Origin of the sequence: Prevotella heparinolytica (assembly GCF_004342845.1) — a bacterium.
Classification (GTDB): Bacteria; Bacteroidota; Bacteroidia; order Bacteroidales; family Bacteroidaceae; genus Bacteroides; species Bacteroides heparinolyticus.
On record NZ_SLXB01000007.1, the window covers coordinates 62,216 to 82,762 of the forward strand.

A 20,547-nucleotide genomic window follows, 5' to 3' on the forward strand; every position below is an offset into this window, starting at 1 on the left:
AATGAATCGTTTTAAATCCTATTCGGTCAAGATTTCGTTTCCGTCTTCTGTAATCAATATCATGCTTTCCCATTGTGCGGAGGGCAGTCCGTCGTCCGTGCATACAGTCCAGCCGTCGGTTTCGTCGATGAACACTTCATACCTTCCCATATTAATCATCGGTTCGATGGTAAACGTCATGCCCGGCACTATCATCATGCCCGTGCCGCGTTTCCCGAAGTGCTCCACATCCGGCTCTTCATGAAATTTCACTCCTACGCCGTGTCCGCAAAGGTCGCGCACCACGCTATATCCGTTCTTCTCGGCATGCTCTTGAATGGCTGCGCCTATGTCGCCGAGGCGTGCCCAAGGTCGGGCTGCCCGTACACCGATGTCGCGGCATTCTTTCGTCACTTGCACCAAGCGTTGCTTTTCGGGGCTGACTTCTCCAATCATGTACATGCGCGAGGCATCGGAGAAGTAACCCTTATAAATGGTAGATACATCTACATTCACTATGTCTCCGCTGCGCAAAAACTCTTTCGTGCTGGGTATGCCGTGGCATACGACATCGTTGATGCTTGTGCATACGCTTTTGGGGAATCCTTCGTAAAGGAAAGGAGCGGGGATTGCATCGTGGTCGGTAGTGAAGCAGTAAACCATGTGGTCTATCTCGGCGGTGGACATGCCTTCGCGTATGTTGGCCGATATGTAATCCAGCAGTGCCGTGTTTATCTTGGCGCTTTCGCGTATGCCGGCCAATTGTTCTTCCGTGCGCAACAGGTGGCGCGACGGCAACTTATATCCTTCTTTCTTATATTGTTGGATTTTTGCTTCTACCTCGTCGGAATAGTTTTTGGGAGTAAACCGTACTCCTTTCATACCCTTTTTCATACTACTTCTTCTTTTTATAAATGACAGGCAAAAATACGGAATAATACGGTATGGTTGTGTACATAGGGCATAAAAAAACGCACACACGCACACGCCTCTCCGGCATATCCGTCCGTACATGCTTCTTAAAAAACGCATGGGATTTGCGCGGCCGATTCTTCTTTCGTCTCCTTACATGTCGGTGTTGTCCGGTTTCAGGACATACACTTTGTGTGTGCGTCGTCCTTTGCTTCCGATGCCTGTTTCTGGGTTTTTCTCCCATTCTCTCAGCTCTTTGGCTGCGGCGGTTCTCAGCAGCCCCGTCAGTCGGCAGTACTCCGCAACGCTCATGATGAGGTTCTTCCTGATGTATTCCTTGGCCATGGCCAACCGTTCTTGCGGGCTGAAGGATTGTGAGGAGCGGCGGCACTTCTTGTATCTTGCCCGTTGCAGATGGCAGTTCCGGGCTGTTTCGTACACCAACTCCTTGTCGGCCTTGAAGTGTATGTCTTTCAGGCAGATGCTTGCCGCATTGCGCTTGGACTCGCCCTCTTCGCCGCTTTCGCGTTCTTTGCCCTTGCGCAGGCCTAATGCCGGGGTGAATATGCCCAGGCCGTTTATCTTTACCGAATAGCCTCCGCTCACATTGTAGGCAATCTCGTCGGCGATGGCTTGCACCAGCCCCATAATGTCTCCTCGCGTGAAGGTGGTGGCTTTAGCTATTTTCTCTGCAACATCTCCCAAGTCTTTCTGTCCGTATAGTTGCATCTTGGGATAAAATATGCGCTTGCCTTCTTCGTTGGGCAGGGTAAGCTCCTGCATGTCGTATTCTGCCATAATCGGATATATAAATGAAGTTTTGGTTATAAATTAATCATTCTCTTTCTCTGCCTGCCCGGATATTGCTTGCCTGATATAGGCAATGCTACGGTCGGATACAGGCAGAAAAGTTGTTTAGTACAGGTATCAAAGCGTTTCTTTATGGGCAGAGAAGTTGTCGCTTTACGCGGATGAATCTCTGTACGCAGTGCGCGGACAAATAAACGCAGTGTGCGGATAAGTGTTCGCACGGCTCAGATAAGTGTTCGCAATGCGAAGATAAAGAATGTTTAGTAAGCAGGCAAGTTTTTGGAGAAGATTAATCGGATAGATATCTCCGAGGGAGGAATCATTTAACAGGACACTTTCGGAAAGGAAGCAGGGCGGAATCCTGACATCGGAATAAAGAAAAAAACGAAAGGAATGGTATGTTTTTTATTTTTTTGCGTATGTTTGTCTCTGAATGCTAAATGACGATATGACTTATGAGATTCTTGAGTTATGTGAAGATATGTCTGTTGTGTGTGCTGGCTGTAAGTCTGACAGCATGCGAAGACGACCAGGAAATGGTGGATGCTGCGCTCATCGGACGTTCGTGGACAGGCTATGTGGGCATGCAGGATGAACATGGTGAACGGGTTTTGAGTACCTTTTATTTTGGAGCCGATGGATTCGGCGAGGAGCTTCAACGCTATTATGACGGAGAAGTTTATGGCCAATTCCGTTTTCAATGGTGGTGGGAAGATGATTATAGCCGAAATCTGGTTCTGGACTATGGCCGGGTAGGAGGCATTTCCTATATGAATAATGTTCGAATCGGCGATACCCGATTACGGGGTGTATTCTATTTTTCCAAAGAATCTTCTGGCTTTAATTTCACTCTGGACATGGATTATTAGGAGAGAGGGGCACAGCAAATAATAGGCCGTGCCGCCCCTTATTGTTTCCTCAAAAACAACTTCTTGAAATCTCCGGGATACGGAGTCTCGAAATTCATCTTTTCTCCCGTGACGGGATGATAGAAGCATAACTTGAAGGCATGCAGCGCCAATCTTCCTATCGGATTGACATCTTCCAGTCCGTAGCGTCCGTCGCCGATGATGGGATGCCCTAAGTCCTGCATGTGCACGCGTATCTGGTTTTTGCGTCCGGTTTCAAGATTCAGTTCCACTAAAGAGTAGCCGTTGGCACGTTTAATCGTGCGGTAGTGCGTGATGGCTTTTTTGCCGCCGTCGTCCGTGGGACTGGAATGTACATAAAGCGTGCGGTCGGTGAGCCATGAGGAAACAGAACCGGCATTCTTTTCCATCTCTCCGGACACGACCGCTACATAGCGGCGGTCGAACACGATGTCGTGCCAGTTGTCGCGCAATGTGTTTTGCGTCTTCTCGTCTTTGGCAAACATCATCAAACCTGAAGTGTCACGGTCCAAACGGTGGACAATGTAGACTCGATGCTGTCTTCCCGAACGCTGCACGTATTCGTTCAGTATCGTATAGGCTGTACGCTCTTTCTGCCTTTCCGTATTGACGGACAACAATCCTTGCATTTTTTCGATAACGATGATATATGCATCTTCATACACAATCTTTATCAGTTTGTGGTTGAAATCCTTCTTTCCTTTTTCGCGGCTGATTTGTACTTTCATGCCCGGTTTCAAAGGGAAGTTGTATTGCGTGGTGATGACGCGGTCCACATATACAATCCGCTTGCTCAACAACGATTTCAGTTTGGTGCGACTGGCATCCGGCATTTTGGCTGCCAGAAACTCCATAAGTTCCATCGGTTCTTTCACCATATAGTCCGTATATTGTGTGCGGGCTCTTGCCACGATTTTTTCTTTTGCCATGTTGGTCAGTGGTTTAGCGATTAGTTGATTAGCGGTTTCTCATTCTCAGGCTTCAGTTCGAGCAATACCACATTCTCTACATGATGGGTATGCGGAAACATGTCTACCGGTTGAACGGCCTTTACCTTATATTTTACGTCGAGCAGTTGTAAATCGCGTGCTTGCGTGGCGGGATTGCAACTGACATATACGATACGTTTGGGCTCGGCAAAGAGAATGACGCCTATCACATCCTGATGCATTCCGGCACGGGGAGGGTCGGTGATGACGACGTCGGGGCGACCGTATCGGTTGATAAAATCCTCCGTCAGCAGGTCTTTCATATCTCCTGCAAAGAACAAGGTATTCTCTATCCCGTTAATCTCGGCATTTACTTTGGCATCTTCAATGGCTTCGGGCACATATTCTATGCCTATGACCCGGCGGGCTTGCCGGGAGACAAAATTGGCGATGGTTCCCGTACCCGTATATAGGTCATATACTAGCTCGTTGCCTGTCAGCCCCGCAAAGTCGCGTGCTATTTTATAAAGATTGTAGGCTTGTTCGGAGTTGGTTTGATAAAAAGACTTCGGTCCTACTTTGAAACGCAGCCCCTCCATCTCTTCGAAAATATGGTCTTTCCCTTTAAAAGTATATACGTCGAGGTCTGTAATGGTGTCGTTCACCTTATTATTAATAATGTAAAGCAGAGAAGTTATCTCAGGGAATGTGTCTGCCACATATTGCAGCATCTGCTTGAAAAGCTCCATTTCTTCCTCTCTTTCTATCTTGCAGATGAGGATTACCATCAGTTCGCCCGTGGTGGACGTACGCACAATCATATTTCGCAACATCCCTTCGTGAGTGCGCAGGTTGATGAACGAGTAATCGTGTTTATAGGCATAATCACGCACGGCATTGCGAATCCGGTTCGAAATGTCGTCCTGCAACCAGCATTTTTCTATGGCCAATACTTTGTCAAAAGCATTGGGAATATGCAATCCTACGGCATTCATTTGTTCGTACACCACGTTTTGCCCCACTTCTTCTGCCGTGAGCCAACGTTTGTTGGAAAAAGTATATTCCAACTTGTTACGATAGAATTGCGTTTTTTCCGAGCCTAAGATGGGAGATATTTCAGGAAGCTCTATCTTGCCGATGCGTGTGAGGTTGTCAGTTACCTGCTTTTGCTTGTATTTGATTTGCTCGGAATAGGGAAGTACCTGCCATTTGCAACCGCCGCATACGCCGTAATGTTGGCAAAACGGAACAGCTCTTACCGATGAATATTCATGAAACTTTACTGCCTCGGCTTCGGCATAATGATGTTTCTTTCTCTTGATTTGCAAGTCAACCACGTCACCGGGGACGACGTATGGCACGAATACAACCAAATCATTGACTTTTGCGATGGCTTTTCCTTCGGCAGCCACATCCGTTATTGTCACTTTCTCCAATAGGGGAAGTTCTTTTCTCTTTCTTGCCACTTCTACACCAAATATAATAAATTCTTCTGCAAAAGTAGATATTTTTTCGGTAATTCTCTCTATGAAACGAAATATTAAAGATTGCAATGTCGAAATTGCATTTTGGCATAAAGTTTTCGAGGGAAAAAGTTTTATAGTATGCGAAATATACTTAGATTTGCGAACAGAAAAATAAAGTAATAATCAGAAACTTTAAATATTTATTATGGACAAAAAAAGAGTTTACACTTTTGGAAACGGCCGGGCAGAGGGAAAGGCTGACATGAAGAATCTGTTGGGTGGAAAAGGTGCCAACCTTGCAGAAATGAATCTTATAGGAGTTCCGGTTCCTCCGGGCTTCACAATTACGACAGAAGTTTGTACCGAATATTATGAAATGGGTCAGGACAAAGTCGTTGCTTTATTGAAAAACGAAGTAGAACAGGCCATCGCTCACGTAGAAACGCTGATGCGTTCCAAGTTCGGTGATGTGGAGAACCCTTTGTTGGTCTCTGTACGTTCGGGTGCACGTGCTTCCATGCCGGGCATGATGGATACTATCTTGAACTTAGGTCTGAATGATGAAGTGGTAGAAGGCTTGACACGCAAAACCGGCAATGCACGTTTTGCATGGGATTCTTACCGCCGCTTCGTTCAGATGTATGGCGACGTGGTGCTTGGCATGAAACCGGTAAACAAAGAAGATGTAGATCCGTTCGAGGCCATTATTGAAGAGGTGAAACATGCCAAAGGCGTGAAGTTGGATAATGAGCTCGAAGTAGAAGATCTCAAAGAATTGGTGAAAAAATTCAAAGCCGCAGTCAAAGCGCAGACAGGTAAGGATTTCCCGGCTTGTGCTTACGAGCAGCTATGGGGAGCCGTATGTGCCGTGTTCAATTCTTGGATGAACGAGCGTGCCATTCTTTATCGTAAAATGGAAGGAATACCTGATGAATGGGGTACGGCTGTCAGTGTTCAGGCCATGGTGTTCGGCAATATGGGAGAAACCTCGGCTACGGGTGTTTGCTTCAGCCGCGACGCAGCAACCGGCGAAGACCTTTTCAACGGTGAATATCTGATTAATGCGCAAGGTGAAGATGTGGTAGCAGGTATTCGCACTCCGCAGCAGATTACAAAAGTCGGTTCGCAACGTTGGGCGGAACTGGCCGGCGTGAGCGAGGAAGAGCGTGTAAGCAAATATCCTTCCATGGAAGAGGCCATGCCGGAAATCTATAAAGAGTTGGATGCGTTGCAGACCAAGCTCGAAAACCACTACAAGGATATGCAGGACATGGAATTCACCGTACAGGAAGGTAAACTCTGGTTCCTCCAGACACGTAACGGTAAGCGTACCGGTGCCGCTATGGTGAAAATTGCCATGGATTTGCTTCGTCAGGGAATGATTGATGAAAAAACGGCATTGCTTCGTTGCGAGCCGAACAAACTGGATGAGTTGCTTCATCCGATATTTGATACAAAGGCTCTGAAGCAAGCCCAGACTTTGACCCGTGGTTTGCCTGCATCTCCGGGTGCTGCTTGCGGGCAGATTGTATTCTTTGCAGATGATGCCGCCGAATGGCATGCTGCCGGCAAAAAGGTTGTGATGGTACGTATTGAGACTTCTCCCGAAGACTTGGCCGGTATGGCAGTTGCCGAAGGTATCTTGACTGCTCGTGGAGGTATGACCTCGCATGCGGCCGTAGTGGCTCGCGGCATGGGTAAATGCTGTGTATCGGGTGCGGGAGCGTTGAATATCGACTATAAGGCACGTACAGTAGAGATAGATGGCGTTCTCCTGAAAGAGGGTGATTACATTTCTTTGAATGGTAGCACAGGCCAAGTATATAATGGTAAGGTAGAAACAAAGGCTGCCGAACTTTCCGGTGACTTTGCCGAGTTGATGAATCTGGCTGATAAATATACTAAACTGCAAGTTCGTACCAACGCCGATACTCCGCACGATGCAGAGGTGGCACGCAACTTCGGTGCAGTGGGAATCGGTCTCTGCCGCACAGAACACATGTTCTTTGAAGGCGAGAAGATTAAAGCCATGCGCGAGATGATTCTTGCAGAAGATGCCGAAGGACGCCGCAAGGCTTTGTCTAAGATTCTGCCGTACCAGCAAGCCGACTTCAAGGGTATCTTCAAGGCTATGGCCGGATTCCCGGTAACTGTTCGTCTGCTCGATCCTCCTTTGCACGAGTTTGTTCCTCACGATTTGAAAGGTCAGCAAGAGATGGCCGATGCAATGGGAGTGAGTCTGCAATATATTCAGCAACGTGTTGAATCGCTTTGCGAACACAACCCGATGCTGGGGCACCGTGGTTGCCGTTTGGGAAATACATATCCTGAAATTACCCAGATGCAGACGCGTGCCATCTTGGGTGCAGCCTTGGAGTTGAAGAAAGAAGGCGTTGAAACGCATCCTGAGATTATGGTGCCGCTGACCGGTATCTTGTACGAATTTAAACAACAAGAAGATGTCATTCGTGGCGAAGCCGCCAAGTTGTTTGAAGAAGTAGGGGATAGCATTGATTTCAAGGTCGGTACTATGATTGAAATTCCTCGTGCTGCTCTGACTGCCAACCGTATTGCTTCTTCGGCAGAGTTCTTCTCATTCGGAACGAACGACTTGACTCAGATGACGTTTGGATATTCACGTGACGATATCGCTTCTTTCCTTCCTATCTATCTGGAGAAGAAGATTCTGAAAGTCGATCCGTTCCAAGTGCTCGACCAAAATGGCGTAGGACAGTTGGTACGTATGGCCACGGAGAAAGGGCGTGCCATCCGTCCGGATTTGAAATGCGGTATTTGCGGCGAGCATGGTGGAGAACCTTCTTCAGTGAAGTTCTGCCACAAGGTGGGATTGAATTATGTCAGCTGTTCTCCGTTCCGTGTGCCCATTGCACGTTTGGCCGCGGCGCAGGCGGCGATTGAGGACTTGAACTGAAAAAGAAGTATCTGAAAAATAGATATAACTGATAATCTGTAAGTTGAAGGGATTTGCTCTTGAGGCGAATCCCTTTTTTCTATGCTGTAAAACGTGTGATTTGTGCGCTTGTTTATTCAGAAATAATGGGCGGATGCCGGAAAGATCTGCCAGTTGCATGTACGTCCTCTCGGTTTATTTTCCTGCATATGCCACTTCATCTTCCTTCAGGTGTGGGCTTACCTTCTCTAAAGTGTGAGTATAGCTGTTCCGAAGTGTGGGCTTATGCCCGCTGAAGTGTGGGGTTACGTCCGCTCAAGTGTGGGATTATGTCCGTTCAAGTGTGGGCTTACGTTTCTTCGTATGCGGGGTTAGCTTTGTATAAGAATAAAAGACTGAGTGACTTTGAGTTACGAACTTCTCTGTTTGTAGGCGTGTAATGTCGCAAATTTGTTCCATTTGTAGTAATAATTGTTCAATATAGGTTTTTTTATATAAAAAAAGCATTGGTATAGAACAACGAGATACAATTTGTTTCTACATTTGCAAAGTTGTTTATTTAACTATTGAAGAGAACAAACGGTTAAGAGTAAACGTTTATAAGTGAAAATATTAATGTGGTTTGTGTACGGATAAACATTAAGTAATCTGCGTGTATATACGAAATCGACCACATTGCATTAGTTAGGTATTATTAAAGAAAAACAGAATAAAAAGATTGCTTATGTCACAGATTGCGGGACATATTTCACAGGTTATAGGTCCTGTGGTAGATGTTTATTTTGAAGGAACGGAGGCGGAACTGAAATTGCCAAGTATTCATGATGCGCTGGAGATTAAAAGACCTGACAAAAAAAGGTTGATTGTAGAAGTGCAGCAGCACATTGGCGAGAACACAGTGAGAACCGTAGCCATGGATAGTACGGATGGCCTGCAAAGAGGAATGAAAGTATATCCGTTGGGAGGTCCCATTACCATGCCCATAGGCGAGCAGATAAAGGGGCGTCTGATGAATGTGGTGGGCGACTCCATCGACGGAATGAGAGAGTTGGATCGTAATGGAGCCTATCCTATCCATCGTGAGCCTCCTAAATTTGAAGAGCTGACTACCGTGCAGGAAGTACTCTTTACGGGTATCAAGGTCATCGACCTGTTGGAACCATACAGTAAGGGAGGAAAAATCGGCTTATTCGGTGGAGCCGGTGTAGGCAAAACAGTGCTCATACAGGAACTCATCAATAATATTGCAAAGAAGCAACATGGCTTTTCCGTTTTTGCCGGAGTGGGAGAGCGTACTCGCGAAGGCAATGACCTGCTGAGGGAAATGATTGAATCCGGTGTCATCCGCTATGGAGAAGAGTTTAAGAAAAGTATGGAGGAAGGCAATTGGGACTTGTCGAAGATAGATTATGATGAAGTGGCTAAGTCGCAAGTATCCTTGATATTCGGCCAGATGAACGAACCTCCCGGTGCCCGCCAGTCAGTGGCATTGTCGGGACTGACAGTGGCCGAATCATTCCGCGACATGGGAGCTGATACGGATGGCCCGCGCGATATCTTGTTCTTCATCGACAACATATTCCGGTTTACGCAAGCCGGCTCCGAGGTTTCGGCCTTGCTGGGACGCATGCCCTCGGCAGTGGGCTATCAGCCTACACTGGCCACGGAAATGGGAGCGATGCAAGAGCGCATCACCTCCACCCGCAAGGGTTCCATCACTTCCGTGCAAGCGGTATATGTGCCCGCCGATGACTTGACCGACCCTGCACCTGCCACTACCTTTACACACCTCGATGCCACCACGGTATTGAGCCGCAAGATTACGGAGCTCGGCATTTATCCTGCCGTAGACCCTTTGGAATCTACGTCGCGCATCCTCGACCCCCACATTGTGGGCGAAGAGCATTATGAGGTGGCGCAGCGCGTGAAACAAATTTTGCAGCGAAACAAAGAGTTGCAGGACATCATTTCCATTCTTGGCATGGAGGAACTCTCGGACGCTGACCGTACATTGGTGAACCGCGCGCGCCGAGTACAGCGTTTCCTGTCGCAACCATTCGCCGTGGCCGAACAGTTTACCGGCGTTCCCGGTACGATGGTTTCCATTGAGGACACCATCAAGGGGTTCAAGATGATTCTCGACGGAGAAGTGGACTACCTGCCCGAGCCGGCTTTCTTGAATGTGGGAACAATTGAAGAAGCCATCGAAAAAGGAAAGAAGTTGCTGGAGCAAGTAAAATAAAACGTGAGTTTTTTGTTCGATGAAACTTTCCTCCGATATCGGACATGCATAAATTGACAAACCCGTAAATAAAAAAGATGAAGAGACTGCATTTGGTTATTGTGTCGCCCGAAAAGGAGCTTTTCGGGGGCGAGGTAGAAAGCGTGACGTTGCCGGGTTCGGGCGGTTCGTTCATGATACTGCCGCAGCATGCCCCTATTGTATCGTCATTGAAAGCAGGAAAACTGACTTATGTGGTGAATGGCGAGGAGCATGAATCGCTGATTCAAGGCGGTTTCGTTGAAATGAACAATAACAGAGTCACTGTCTGTATAGAGTGAAGAAAGGGAATGAAAAGGATGAAACAAAAGCATACTATGTTTTTTATCGGCCTGTTTGTGCTGATGGGGTTGTTGACCTCCGTCGGCATGCATGCCGATAGCATCGCCGTACATCATCCGGTTACTGCCGCCATACAGGGCGGAGGCGACGGGACGGTTCCGGCAGAGAAGAAAAGCGGAATGGACGTGAAAAAGATTGTCTTCGGACATATCGGCGATGCTTATGAATGGCATATCACGACTTGGGGCAAGAGGCATATCACCATTCCGTTGCCTGTCATCGTATACAGCCGGATGTCGGGATGGCACGTCTTCTCATCCGCCCGGTTGGAAGAGAACGGAGGTAGCTACGACGGATTGTCGATTGCTCCGGAGGGAAGCCGATTCGAAGGCAAATTGGTGGAGCATGACACGGCGGGAAATGAAGTTCGTCCGTGGGATTTCTCCATAACCAAGGTTGTATTTGCTTTGATAATCAACAGTGTGTTGCTGCTCGTCATCATCCTGAGCGTGGCTCGTTGGTATCGCAGGCATCCTCAAGGCAGTGCCGTTCCCGGAGGCTTTGTCGGTTTCATGGAGATGTTCATTATGATGGTGAACGACGATGTCATCAAGGGGTGCGTAGGGCCCAACTATCGTAAGTTCTCTCCTTATCTTCTGACGGCTTTCTTCTTTATATTCATCAACAACCTGATGGGACTGGTGCCTTTCTTTCCCGGCGGAGCCAATGTGACGGGAAACATTGCCGTTACTATGATTCTGGCTCTTTGCACTTTCTTTGTCGTCAATGTATTCGGAACAAAGGCTTACTGGAAAGATATATTCTGGCCCGATGTGCCTTGGTGGTTGAAAGTCCCTTTCCCGATGATGCCCATGATAGAGTTGTTCGGTATCTTCACCAAGCCTTTTGCCCTGATGATTCGTCTGTTTGCCAACATGCTTGCCGGACACATGGCGATGCTGGTGCTGACATCTCTTATCTTTATTTCGGCAAGCATGGGGCCGGTACTGAACGGTTCGCTGACGGTGGCTTCAGTTTTGTTCAATATCTTCATGAATGCTCTGGAGTTGCTGGTTGCTTTTATCCAAGCTTATGTGTTCACCATGCTTTCCGCGGTGTTCATCGGCTTGGCGCAAGTGGAGGGACATGAAGAGAAGAAGGAGACGTCACTCCCCGAACATGTAGATGTAGAAATGAAATAGAAAAGTATATAGGATTAATAAACATTTTAAAAATTGAAAGTTATGTTACTATCAGTATTATTGCAAGCTGCTGCGGCAGGTGTGGGAATTAGTAAGGTAGGTGCGGCATTAGGTGCCAGTATTGCCGTGATAGGTGCCGGATTTGGTATTGGCAAGATCGGTCATTCTGCCATGGAGGCCATTGCCCGACAGCCCGAAGCTTCCAAAGATATTCGTATGAATATGATTATTGCCGCAGCTTTGATTGAAGGTGTCGCTTTGTTGGCAGTGGTTGTATGTCTGTTGGTGTTTTTCTTATAATGTATAATCGGACAATAGTCTAAAGCATAAAAAAAGATTATGTCATTGTTATTACCGGATAGTGGTTTGCTGTTTTGGATGTTCCTTTCGTTCGGGGTGGTGTTTGTCGTGCTTGCCAAATACGGTTTTCCCATCATTACCAATATGGTGGAAGAGCGTAAAGCCTACATAGACCACTCTTTGGAAATGGCCCGCGAGGCAAATGTTCGGCTTGCCGAACTGAAAGCGGAGAGCGAAGCCTTGGTTGCCGCTGCCAACAAAGAACAGGGACGCATCTTGCGGGAGGCCATGCATGAGCGCGATAAGATTATTGTCGAGGCGCACAAGCAGGCGGAAGTTGTTGCCCAAAAAGAGCTGGACGAGGCGAAAAGGCAAATACGCCAAGAGAAGGAAGAGGCTATTCTTGATATCCGCCGTCAAGTAGCCGTTATGTCAGTAGACATTGCTGAGAAAATTCTTCGGAAAAACCTGAATGAAAGGGATGAGCAGATGGGGCTGATTGACCGGATGTTGAACGAAGTGCTGGCGGCAAGCAAGAACAATTAAAGTGGCTGAAAAATGGATATAGGAATCATTTCGATGCGCTATGCAAAAGCATTGATGGAATATGCCAAGGGCACGGGTACGGAAGATACCTTATACGAGAGATTCCGCATGCTCGACCGTAGTTTCAGAAAGCACCCCGATCTACGTGTGGCGTTGGATAATCCTATGCTGACAATACGCGAAAAGTTTGCGCTTATCTGTATTGCTGCTTCGGGCGATGCTCCTGCAGAAAGAGAGTTTACGCGTTTCATCACTTTGGTGCTGAAGAACCGGCGTGAAAACTTCCTCCAGTATATTTGTCTTAGCTTTCTGAACTTGTATCGGAAAGACAAGCACATCGGTGTAGGAAGGTTGATTACAGCCGTGCCGGTTAGCCGGGCTGTATGGGAACGCATTCATGACAGTGCTTCTTCCTTGCTGCATGCCAGCATGGAGTTGCATACGGAAGTGGATCCTTCCATTGAAGGCGGTTTTATTTTCGACATCAACGATTTTCGTCTCGATGCCTGCATTGCCACCCAGCTCAAAAAGGTGAAGCAGCAATTTATTGACAAAAACAGAAGAATAGTATAATAACGGTTAGCGATGAGTGGTCAGTGCATAGTAATGCTGTTTGGTGAGTACTCATTGCTAATCAATTAAAGACAGAAAACATGGTTTCTGAAAATATAAAAGCAAGCGAAGTATCCGATATTCTTCGACGTCAGCTCGAAGGTATCGACACCCGCGTGCAACTGGACGAGATTGGCACAGTGTTGCAAGTCAGTGACGGTGTGGCGCGTATCTACGGCCTACGCAATGCCGAAGCAAACGAGTTGCTTGAGTTTGATAACGGCGTCAAAGCCATTGTAATGAACCTTGAGGAAGATAATGTAGGCGCTGTATTGCTTGGCCCTACGGACAAGATAAAAGAAGGTTTCGTCGTGAAGCGTACCAAGCGCATTGCTTCCATCATGGTAGGAGAGAGTATGCTGGGGCGTGTGATAGACCCATTGGGAGCACCACTCGACGGTAAGGGGGCAGTAGGAGGAGAACTCTGTGAAATGCCGTTGGAGCGTAAAGCGCCGGGAGTCATCTTCCGTCAGCCGGTAAATCGGCCGTTGCAGACGGGGTTGAAGGCGGTAGACGCCATGATACCCATAGGGCGCGGACAGCGAGAGTTGATTATCGGCGACCGTCAAACCGGTAAAACGGCGATTGCCATCGACACCATCATCAATCAGCGTGCCAATTTTGAGGCAGGCGACCCGGTTTATTGCATCTATGTAGCCATTGGTCAGAAAGGTTCTACGGTGGCTTCTATTGTAAACACATTGCGCCAATACGGTGCCATGGACTATACCATTGTAGTGGCTGCTACGGCGGGCGACCCGGCTGCGTTACAGTATTATGCTCCTTTTGCGGGTGCTGCCATAGGCGAATATTTTCGTGATACGGGACGCCATGCGTTGGTGGTATACGACGACTTGTCCAAACAGGCCGTCGCCTATCGCGAGGTGTCTCTGATTCTGCGCCGTCCGTCAGGGCGCGAGGCTTATCCGGGCGATATTTTCTATCTGCACTCTCGTTTGCTGGAACGTGCTGCAAAGATTATCAGTCAGGAAGAAGTGGCTCGTGAAATGAACGACCTGCCCGACAGTCTGAGAGGTAAGGTAAAAGGCGGCGGCTCGCTGACCGCATTACCCATCATCGAGACTCAGGCCGGAGATGTTTCTGCCTATATTCCTACAAATGTGATTTCCATTACCGACGGACAGATATTCCTCGACTCGAATCTTTTTAATCAGGGTAACCGTCCGGCCATCGACGTCGGCATTTCGGTGAGTCGTGTAGGAGGTAACGCGCAGATAAAGGCGATGAAGAAAGTGGCCGGTACGCTGAAGATTGATCAGGCGCAATACCGTGAATTGGAAGCGTTTACCAAATTTAGCGGTGACATGGATCCTGTGACTGCATTGACCATTGACAAAGGGCAGAAGAACAAGCGTCTGCTGGTGCAACCTCAGTATGCTCCCATGCCCGTAGAGAAGCAGGTGGCCGTTCTTTATTGTGGCACACACGGTTTGCTGAAGAACGTTCCTTTGGATAAAGTTAGCGAATTTGAACGTGCTTTTCTCGAATCGCTTGAGATGAACTATCGTGCGGAGGTGCTTGATGTCTTGAAAACCGGTGCCATCAACGATGATATCTGCCAGAAGATGGAAGAAACGGCCGAGATGGTTGCAAGGCAATTTATGTAATGAAATCGTAAGACAGATATGGCTTCACTGAAAGAGGTAAAAAACAGAATAAGTTCCGTCAAGAGTACACGCCAGATAACATCGGCGATGAAGATGGTGGCTTCCGCCAAATTGCACAAAGCGCAAGGACGGATTGAGAATATGCTGCCTTATCAACGGAAGCTGAATGAGATTCTAACCAACTTCCTGCGTACGGACGCTTCGTTTGAGTCGCCTTATACGGAGAAGAGGACCGTGGAACGGGTAGCAATTGTCGTGTTCTCGTCCAATACTTCTTTGTGCGGCTCTTTCAATTCGAATGTGGTGAAGATGCTGGAACGGATGTTGGAAAGTTATCAGTCGCTGGGAAGAGAAAACATACTGATATATCCCGTAGGGAAAAAAATAGAAGAGGCTGTCAAGAAGATGGGATACGAGCCGCAAGGCAGTTACCGGTCGATGGCCGACAAGCCTTCGTATACAGAGGCTTATGAATTGGCGGGAAAGCTGATGCAGGAGTTTGTGAGAAGAAACATCGATCATGTGGAGCTGATTTACCACCACTTCAAGTCGATGGGAACGCAAGAATTGCTTTGCGAGAATTATCTGCCCATCGATCTTAGCCGAGTGGCGGAAGAAGCAAAGCTCGATACTGCTGCCGAGAATATCCGTAGCTTCAATAATGACTATATCGTAGAACCTTCCGTTGACGGGCTGATTGCCGAGCTTCTACCCAAAGTGTTGAGCCAGAAGTTATTTACGGTGCTTCTCGACTCCAACACCTCCGAGCATGCCGCCCGTATGCTTGCCATGCAGGCAGCAACGGATAATGCCAATGATTTGATTCAGGATTTAACAAAACAGTACAACAAAAGCCGTCAGCAAGCCATAACCAATGAACTACTCGACATTGTTGGCGGCAGCTTGAAGTAGTGGATTATCGGCTTTTACGGAGAGGCGCCCGGAAACAAAAGCGGCAATGAAAGACAAGGATAATGAAATAATCTTTATCTTTGCCCTATTGTGAAAGCATAACAATAGATGAAATCCGCCGATATCGATAACGAGAAGGAGCGGATTAGTTGAAAAAAGAGCATTTCAATGGAGCAAAATTCAGAATTGGCGCTTGCATGGCAATTAATAGAAAGTACCGGTACTCACCTTTTCCTGACCGGTAAGGCCGGTACCGGTAAAACCACTTTTCTGAGAAAACTGAAGTCCGAAAGTCCGAAACGGATGATTGTATTGGCCCCAACGGGGATTGCCGCAATCAATGCCGGCGGGATGACGATTCATTCTTTCTTCCAGATACCTTTCGCCCCTTATGTTCCTGAGAGTTCGTTCAGTGCGGATGGCAAAGTCACATACCGTTTTCGCTACGGTAAAGAGAAGATAAACATAATCCGCAGCATCGATTTGCTGGTGATTGACGAAATCAGCATGGTGCGTGCCGACTTACTCGACTCGGTGGATGCGGTGTTGAGGCGCTTCCGCGACAGGAGCAAACCTTTCGGAGGAGTGCAACTGTTGATGATTGGCGACCTTCGGCAACTTTCTCCCGTTGTAAAGGAAGAAGAGTGGCAGATGCTGAGCAAATATTACGATACCCCTTACTTCTTTTCCAGCCAAGCTCTGAAGCAGACGGAATATTGTGCCATTGAGTTACGGAAAGTATATCGGCAGAATGACGAAGCATTTCTTGAACTGCTGAACCGCATCCGCGAGAACCGTTGCGACAGTCAGGTGCTGGAAGCCTTGAATCGTCGCTATATGCCCGGATTCGAACCTAAGAAGGAGGATGGATATATCCGTTTAGTCACTCATAACTATCAGGCTCAACGAATCAACGACCATGAATTGGCGCAACTTCCGGGACGCTCTTATGCTTTTCGGGCCAAGATTGAGGGGAAGTTTCCCGATTATTCGTATCCCACGGACGAGGTACTGGAGTTGAAACGCGGTGCGCAGGTGATGTTCGTAAAGAACGATACTTCCGGCGAGCACCGCTATTATAACGGCATGATTGGAGAGGTGACGGCCGTTTCGGCAGGTGGAATAGAGGTGCGCAGTAAGGAAAACGACGTGCCTTTCGCTCTTCAGGAAGAGGAGTGGACAAATGCCAGATATGTGTTGGATGAGGAAACCAAAGAAATTACCGAAGCCATTGAAGGTACTTTCCGGCAATATCCGTTGAAGTTGGCTTGGGCAATTACCATCCATAAGAGTCAGGGACTGACATTTGAACGTGCGCTGATTGATGCCAGCGCATCGTTTGCGCATGGGCAGACGTATGTGGCTTTGAGCCGTTGTAAAACTCTGGAAGGGGTGGTGCTCAGTGCACCGCTTTCGGCAAAAGCCATCATCAGTGACAATGCGGTAAATGCCTTTATAACGGAAGCGCGCCTGAACGAACCGGACGAGAAGCGTTTCAACTCTTTGCGGCAGGCTTATTTTGAGAACTTATTGTCGGGATTATTCGATTTTCAGTCTTTGGAACAGGCTTTGCGCAGGTATGTGCGTTTGATAGACGAACATTTGTATAAGCTTTTCCCAAAACAGTTGGCCGTCTGCAAAGAGGAGGTGGAGCGTTTTCACGAAAAGGTGACGAAGGTGGCCGCACGCTTCGGCCTCCAATATACCCGTCTGATTGCTGCTGCGGAAGATTATGCCACAGACAAGGTGCTGCACGAACGAATACACGCTGCTGCCGTTTATTTTCTGGAACAGTTGCAACCTTTGGATGTGCTGCCGGCGAACGGTGTGGTGTCTGACAATAAGGATTTGAAAAAGAAGCTTCGGAATGCGTTGGAAGAATTGGAAGATATGTATGATTTGAAGTCCGACTTGCTGCAACACATTCTGACACACGGATTCAAAATTACGGACTACCTGAAGCAGAAAGCACTTCTTACCCTTGACGATTCGGCCTCACAAAAGAAGAAACTTCGCGGAAAGGAAGTTGCAAAGAGAGGAGAAGCGTCGTTAGAAAGCAGAGAACATCAGTTTGAGAATGGCAGAGAAAGAAAACGGGAACGGAAGCGTGAGACTGCGGTTCTCGAAGTCCCTGCCGATGTGTTGCATCCGGTGCTTTACAATCGCTTGGTGGCGTGGCGCAATGCCGAAGCTTCACAACTGGGGCTACCGGTATATACAGTCATTCAGCAGAAGGCGATATTGGGAGTCAGTAATTTGCTTCCTTCGGATAAGGCCATGTTGATGCGTATTCCGTATTTCGGTAAGAAAAGCGTGGAGAAGTACGGAGATATTATTTTGCAGATGGTACGCACTTATCAGAAAGAAAAAGGATTGATAGAACCGGAATTGTAAGCTTCTGTCTACCTTGAGGTGTGGGTTTATCTCTCCTAAGGTGTGGGCATATCTCTCCTAAAGTGTGGGCATATCTCTTCTGAAGTGTGGGCATATCTCTTCTGAAGTGTGGGCATAGCAATGCTGAGGTGTGGGCATAGAACTGCTGAAGTGTGAGGTTAGAGTTGTTAAAGTGTGGGCTTAATTTTTCTTCGGTGTAAGCTTATGCTTCTAAACATGCAAGCTTCTGATTTATATTGATTTAGGAAAGAGGAGAGATTATCCCGCTGATTGTCTGGATACTTCTGAATTTCATTTCCATAAACGTGAAAATGCACTTGTACAACTATTGAGGTAATACTTGTACAAGTGTGAAATATAGATTCTTACATTCTGAACATCAGCTTTATTCCTTCGTCCAATGTATGTGGCCGATAGTCCAGCTCTTTGCGGGCTTTTTCTATGCTCAGCCCGCTGAAGTGTGGGCGGGGTGTCTTTTCTCCCATTTCCGAAGTGGTGACGGGACGAATCAGCGAGCGGTCCAACCCCAAAACATCGGCTACTCGGTAAGCTATATCGGCTATGGTCAGGCACTCACTTCCACAAATATGGTAGATGCCGTTGTGCGGATGATGTATCAGTTTTTCTACTCCCTGCACAATATCTTCAACATAAGTCGGGGTGCGCCACTGGTCGGAAACGACGCGTATTTCTTCATTGCTTCTCAGTCGGTCGGCCACTAATTGGAGTATATTTCCATGTTGTCCGGGCAAGGCAGAACCATATACCACCACCACACGCACAATGGCATAATTCCGGCAAATGGCGGCTATGCGTTTCTCGCCCTCCAACTTTGTGCGGCCGTAGTAGTTTACGGGAGCAGGGACATCTTCTTCCGTATAGGGACGGTCTGTCCGGCCACTGAATACGAAATCTGTGGAGAGATGGATAAGACGACTGCCGTGTATCTCGCAGCAGTTTGCCAGATGCTCTGTGGCGGTAATGTTGATGGCGTCGGCTTCTTCATGATGCATCTCGCAATAGTCGGGTACGGAGAGGGCGGAGGTATTGATGACGATTTCGGGTTGCAGGTCCTGAAAAAGTTGTTTCACGGCTTCGGGGTCTCGTATGTCGATACGGACATAGCGATAGTTCCCCGAATGAGGGCAGATGTCATCATGCAGGGAGCAGCCCGTTATCTGATAGGATGCGTGGCGCGAGAAATCATTGAGGATGCGCCTGCCGGTAAAACCGTTCGCACCTATGACCAATATCTTCTTATTCATAAATCTGTGGTATATCTAATGCTTATCAGGGGTATGGCATTTTTCTTCCTTGTTGCACTTCGATGCGTATGCCAAACGCTCCGTTGGCCGATTTCAACTCGAACGCACCTTTGAAGTTGTTCCTTTCCCACGGAAGAGCGGAAGGATTATATACTTTCCGGCCATCTTTATCGTATTCTCCATAGGTTTTGATACGCATGCCGTTTTTCAAGACGAAGCTTCCCATCTGTAAATTATCGGTAGGAGAACCGAAACCGGTCAGTCCGAAAGGGTTTGGCCCGAAATAGCGGGAGTTGCTGAGGGAGAACAGGTTTGAAAGCCCTTGCGAGTAAGTCACGTCGGTATTCAGACGGAAGATTCGGCTGTAATCTTTGCTTGCATCCGGAATCTCCAGCGTAAACTTAGGCAGGGTGGGAGGAGATACATTCATCAGCCCCATGTCAAGCAGGGAGCCATCGTAGTTTTTAATATTCGGTGGAAGCTCCCTTATCGTATCGGCAGGTGTCTCGTTCTGTGCGCCGGCTGATGATATGCCGGCAAGCAACACAATGATGCAAAAGAATATTCGTCTCATCGATTCGTTCATTATTAAGTTTTCATCTGTCGTACATGCAGTTTAAAGAGACAACATTGGTAGTCTATACGCATATGTAAATGCAGTCCGAACTGCTTGTAAGCATAGTATGAAAGCCCGATAAACGACAGATTGAACAAAGATAATGTCTTTTCGGAAGCAATGGGAAAAAACTTTGTATTATTTCTATTTCTTTATATGAATGCGGTGGGGTGCTTGCAAAGATTTGTTTTCTCCTTGTTGCCAGGCATTGGACTCTCTCATGACAAACACTTGTGTCTGTCCGCTAAAAAAGTTTGCGATGTCTGCAGAAAAACTTTGTGAATACGGGAAGTATTCTATATCTCAGCACTTGCGATATGTATCTTAGCACTTGCGATGTGTATCTCAGCACTTGCGATATGTATCTCAGCGCTTAAGATAGAGTTTTTTTCCTGATAAAGAGAACTTTTTCTGCAGACATCGCAAAGTTTTTCTGCAGACATCGCAAACTTTTTTAGCGGTATGTCAATAACCGGCCGTATAACAGGAAAGCTGATAGCTGTACGTCTTTGTTTCAAGCATTCTCGCCGAATCGGCGTTAATTATTGGTAAAAGGGGGGATGGATTACTGAACCTCTTTCTTGCATCTCGTACCTTTGCATCTCATTAATC

General features: G+C 47.4%; 17 protein-coding genes. 11 read left to right on the forward strand and 6 right to left on the reverse strand.

All coding sequences use genetic code 11. The features are described 5' to 3' along the window. Positions 1–18: 18 nt before the first annotated feature. Together map and EV202_RS05350 are read right to left on the reverse strand one after the other, a co-directional pair. Positions 19–873, reverse strand: a complete 855-nt coding sequence (map, locus tag EV202_RS05345) for a type I methionyl aminopeptidase (RefSeq protein ID WP_106068795.1) — start codon at positions 871–873, stop codon at positions 19–21. A gap of 171 nt (positions 874–1,044) precedes the next feature. After that, entirely contained in the window at positions 1,045–1,689 is a 645-nt protein-coding gene (locus EV202_RS05350; protein WP_131925934.1) for an HU family DNA-binding protein, read from the reverse strand. A gap of 467 nt (positions 1,690–2,156) precedes the next feature. On the opposite strand from EV202_RS05350, the gene EV202_RS05355 reads away from it, so the two are divergent. Beyond that, positions 2,157–2,570, forward strand: a complete 414-nt coding sequence (locus EV202_RS05355) for a hypothetical protein (RefSeq protein WP_106068793.1) — start codon at positions 2,157–2,159, stop codon at positions 2,568–2,570. 38 nt (positions 2,571–2,608) lie between these two features. Here the strand turns inward: EV202_RS05355 and EV202_RS05360 are convergent, their stop codons facing one another. Further along, a complete protein-coding gene (locus EV202_RS05360; RefSeq protein WP_106068792.1) occupies positions 2,609–3,520 on the reverse strand; it encodes an RluA family pseudouridine synthase in 912 nt (303 codons plus the stop codon). A gap of 20 nt (positions 3,521–3,540) precedes the next feature. Beyond that, positions 3,541–4,986 (reverse strand): 23S rRNA (uracil(1939)-C(5))-methyltransferase RlmD, encoded by a 1,446-nt coding sequence (gene rlmD, locus EV202_RS05365; protein ID WP_131925936.1) that lies wholly within the window; start codon positions 4,984–4,986, stop codon positions 3,541–3,543. 205 nt (positions 4,987–5,191) lie between these two features. Here rlmD and ppdK point away from each other — a divergent pair, with 205 nt between their 5' ends. From ppdK to EV202_RS05415, 10 genes are all read left to right on the forward strand, one after another. Beyond that, entirely contained in the window at positions 5,192–7,918 is a 2,727-nt protein-coding gene (gene ppdK / locus EV202_RS05370; RefSeq protein WP_106068789.1) for a pyruvate, phosphate dikinase, read from the forward strand. 703 nt (positions 7,919–8,621) lie between these two features. After that, the gene (gene atpD / locus EV202_RS05375) at positions 8,622–10,139 is read left to right on the forward strand and encodes a F0F1 ATP synthase subunit beta (protein ID WP_106068744.1); all 1,518 of its coding nucleotides are present in this window, start codon (positions 8,622–8,624) and stop codon (positions 10,137–10,139) included. 77 nt (positions 10,140–10,216) lie between these two features. Further along, on the forward strand, positions 10,217–10,459 hold the full coding sequence (gene atpC, locus EV202_RS05380; protein ID WP_106068745.1) for an ATP synthase F1 subunit epsilon: 243 nt from the start codon (positions 10,217–10,219) through the stop codon (positions 10,457–10,459). An 18-nt stretch (positions 10,460–10,477) separates the two neighbouring features. Next, the gene (atpB, locus tag EV202_RS05385) at positions 10,478–11,662 is read left to right on the forward strand and encodes a F0F1 ATP synthase subunit A (RefSeq protein ID WP_131925985.1); all 1,185 of its coding nucleotides are present in this window, start codon (positions 10,478–10,480) and stop codon (positions 11,660–11,662) included. A gap of 42 nt (positions 11,663–11,704) precedes the next feature. Next, the gene (gene atpE / locus EV202_RS05390; RefSeq protein WP_106068747.1) at positions 11,705–11,962 is read left to right on the forward strand and encodes an ATP synthase F0 subunit C; all 258 of its coding nucleotides are present in this window, start codon (positions 11,705–11,707) and stop codon (positions 11,960–11,962) included. Positions 11,963–12,001: 39 nt separating this feature from the next. After that, complete coding sequence (gene atpF / locus EV202_RS05395) at positions 12,002–12,508, forward strand: F0F1 ATP synthase subunit B (RefSeq protein ID WP_106068748.1); 507 nt, start codon at positions 12,002–12,004, stop codon at positions 12,506–12,508. Positions 12,509–12,520: 12 nt separating this feature from the next. Continuing rightward, entirely contained in the window at positions 12,521–13,081 is a 561-nt protein-coding gene (locus EV202_RS05400) for a F0F1 ATP synthase subunit delta (RefSeq protein WP_106068749.1), read from the forward strand. An 80-nt stretch (positions 13,082–13,161) separates the two neighbouring features. Next, positions 13,162–14,748 carry a F0F1 ATP synthase subunit alpha gene (atpA, locus tag EV202_RS05405; protein WP_131925938.1) on the forward strand — a complete coding sequence of 529 codons (1,587 nt, stop codon included), beginning with the start codon at positions 13,162–13,164 and terminating at the stop codon, positions 14,746–14,748. 18 nt (positions 14,749–14,766) lie between these two features. Continuing rightward, a complete protein-coding gene (locus EV202_RS05410; RefSeq protein WP_106068751.1) occupies positions 14,767–15,660 on the forward strand; it encodes a F0F1 ATP synthase subunit gamma in 894 nt (297 codons plus the stop codon). A gap of 168 nt (positions 15,661–15,828) precedes the next feature. Then, entirely contained in the window at positions 15,829–18,054 is a 2,226-nt protein-coding gene (locus EV202_RS05415) for an AAA family ATPase (protein WP_131925940.1), read from the forward strand. A gap of 365 nt (positions 18,055–18,419) precedes the next feature. On the opposite strand, the gene EV202_RS05420 is transcribed toward EV202_RS05415, so the two are convergent. Next, positions 18,420–19,319: an SDR family oxidoreductase gene (locus tag EV202_RS05420; protein ID WP_131925942.1), complete on the reverse strand. Its 900-nt coding sequence runs from the start codon at positions 19,317–19,319 to the stop codon at positions 18,420–18,422. Between the two features lie 25 nt (positions 19,320–19,344). Then, entirely contained in the window at positions 19,345–19,893 is a 549-nt protein-coding gene (locus EV202_RS05425; RefSeq protein WP_131925944.1) for an occludin, read from the reverse strand. Between the last annotated feature and the right edge of the window lie 654 nt (positions 19,894–20,547).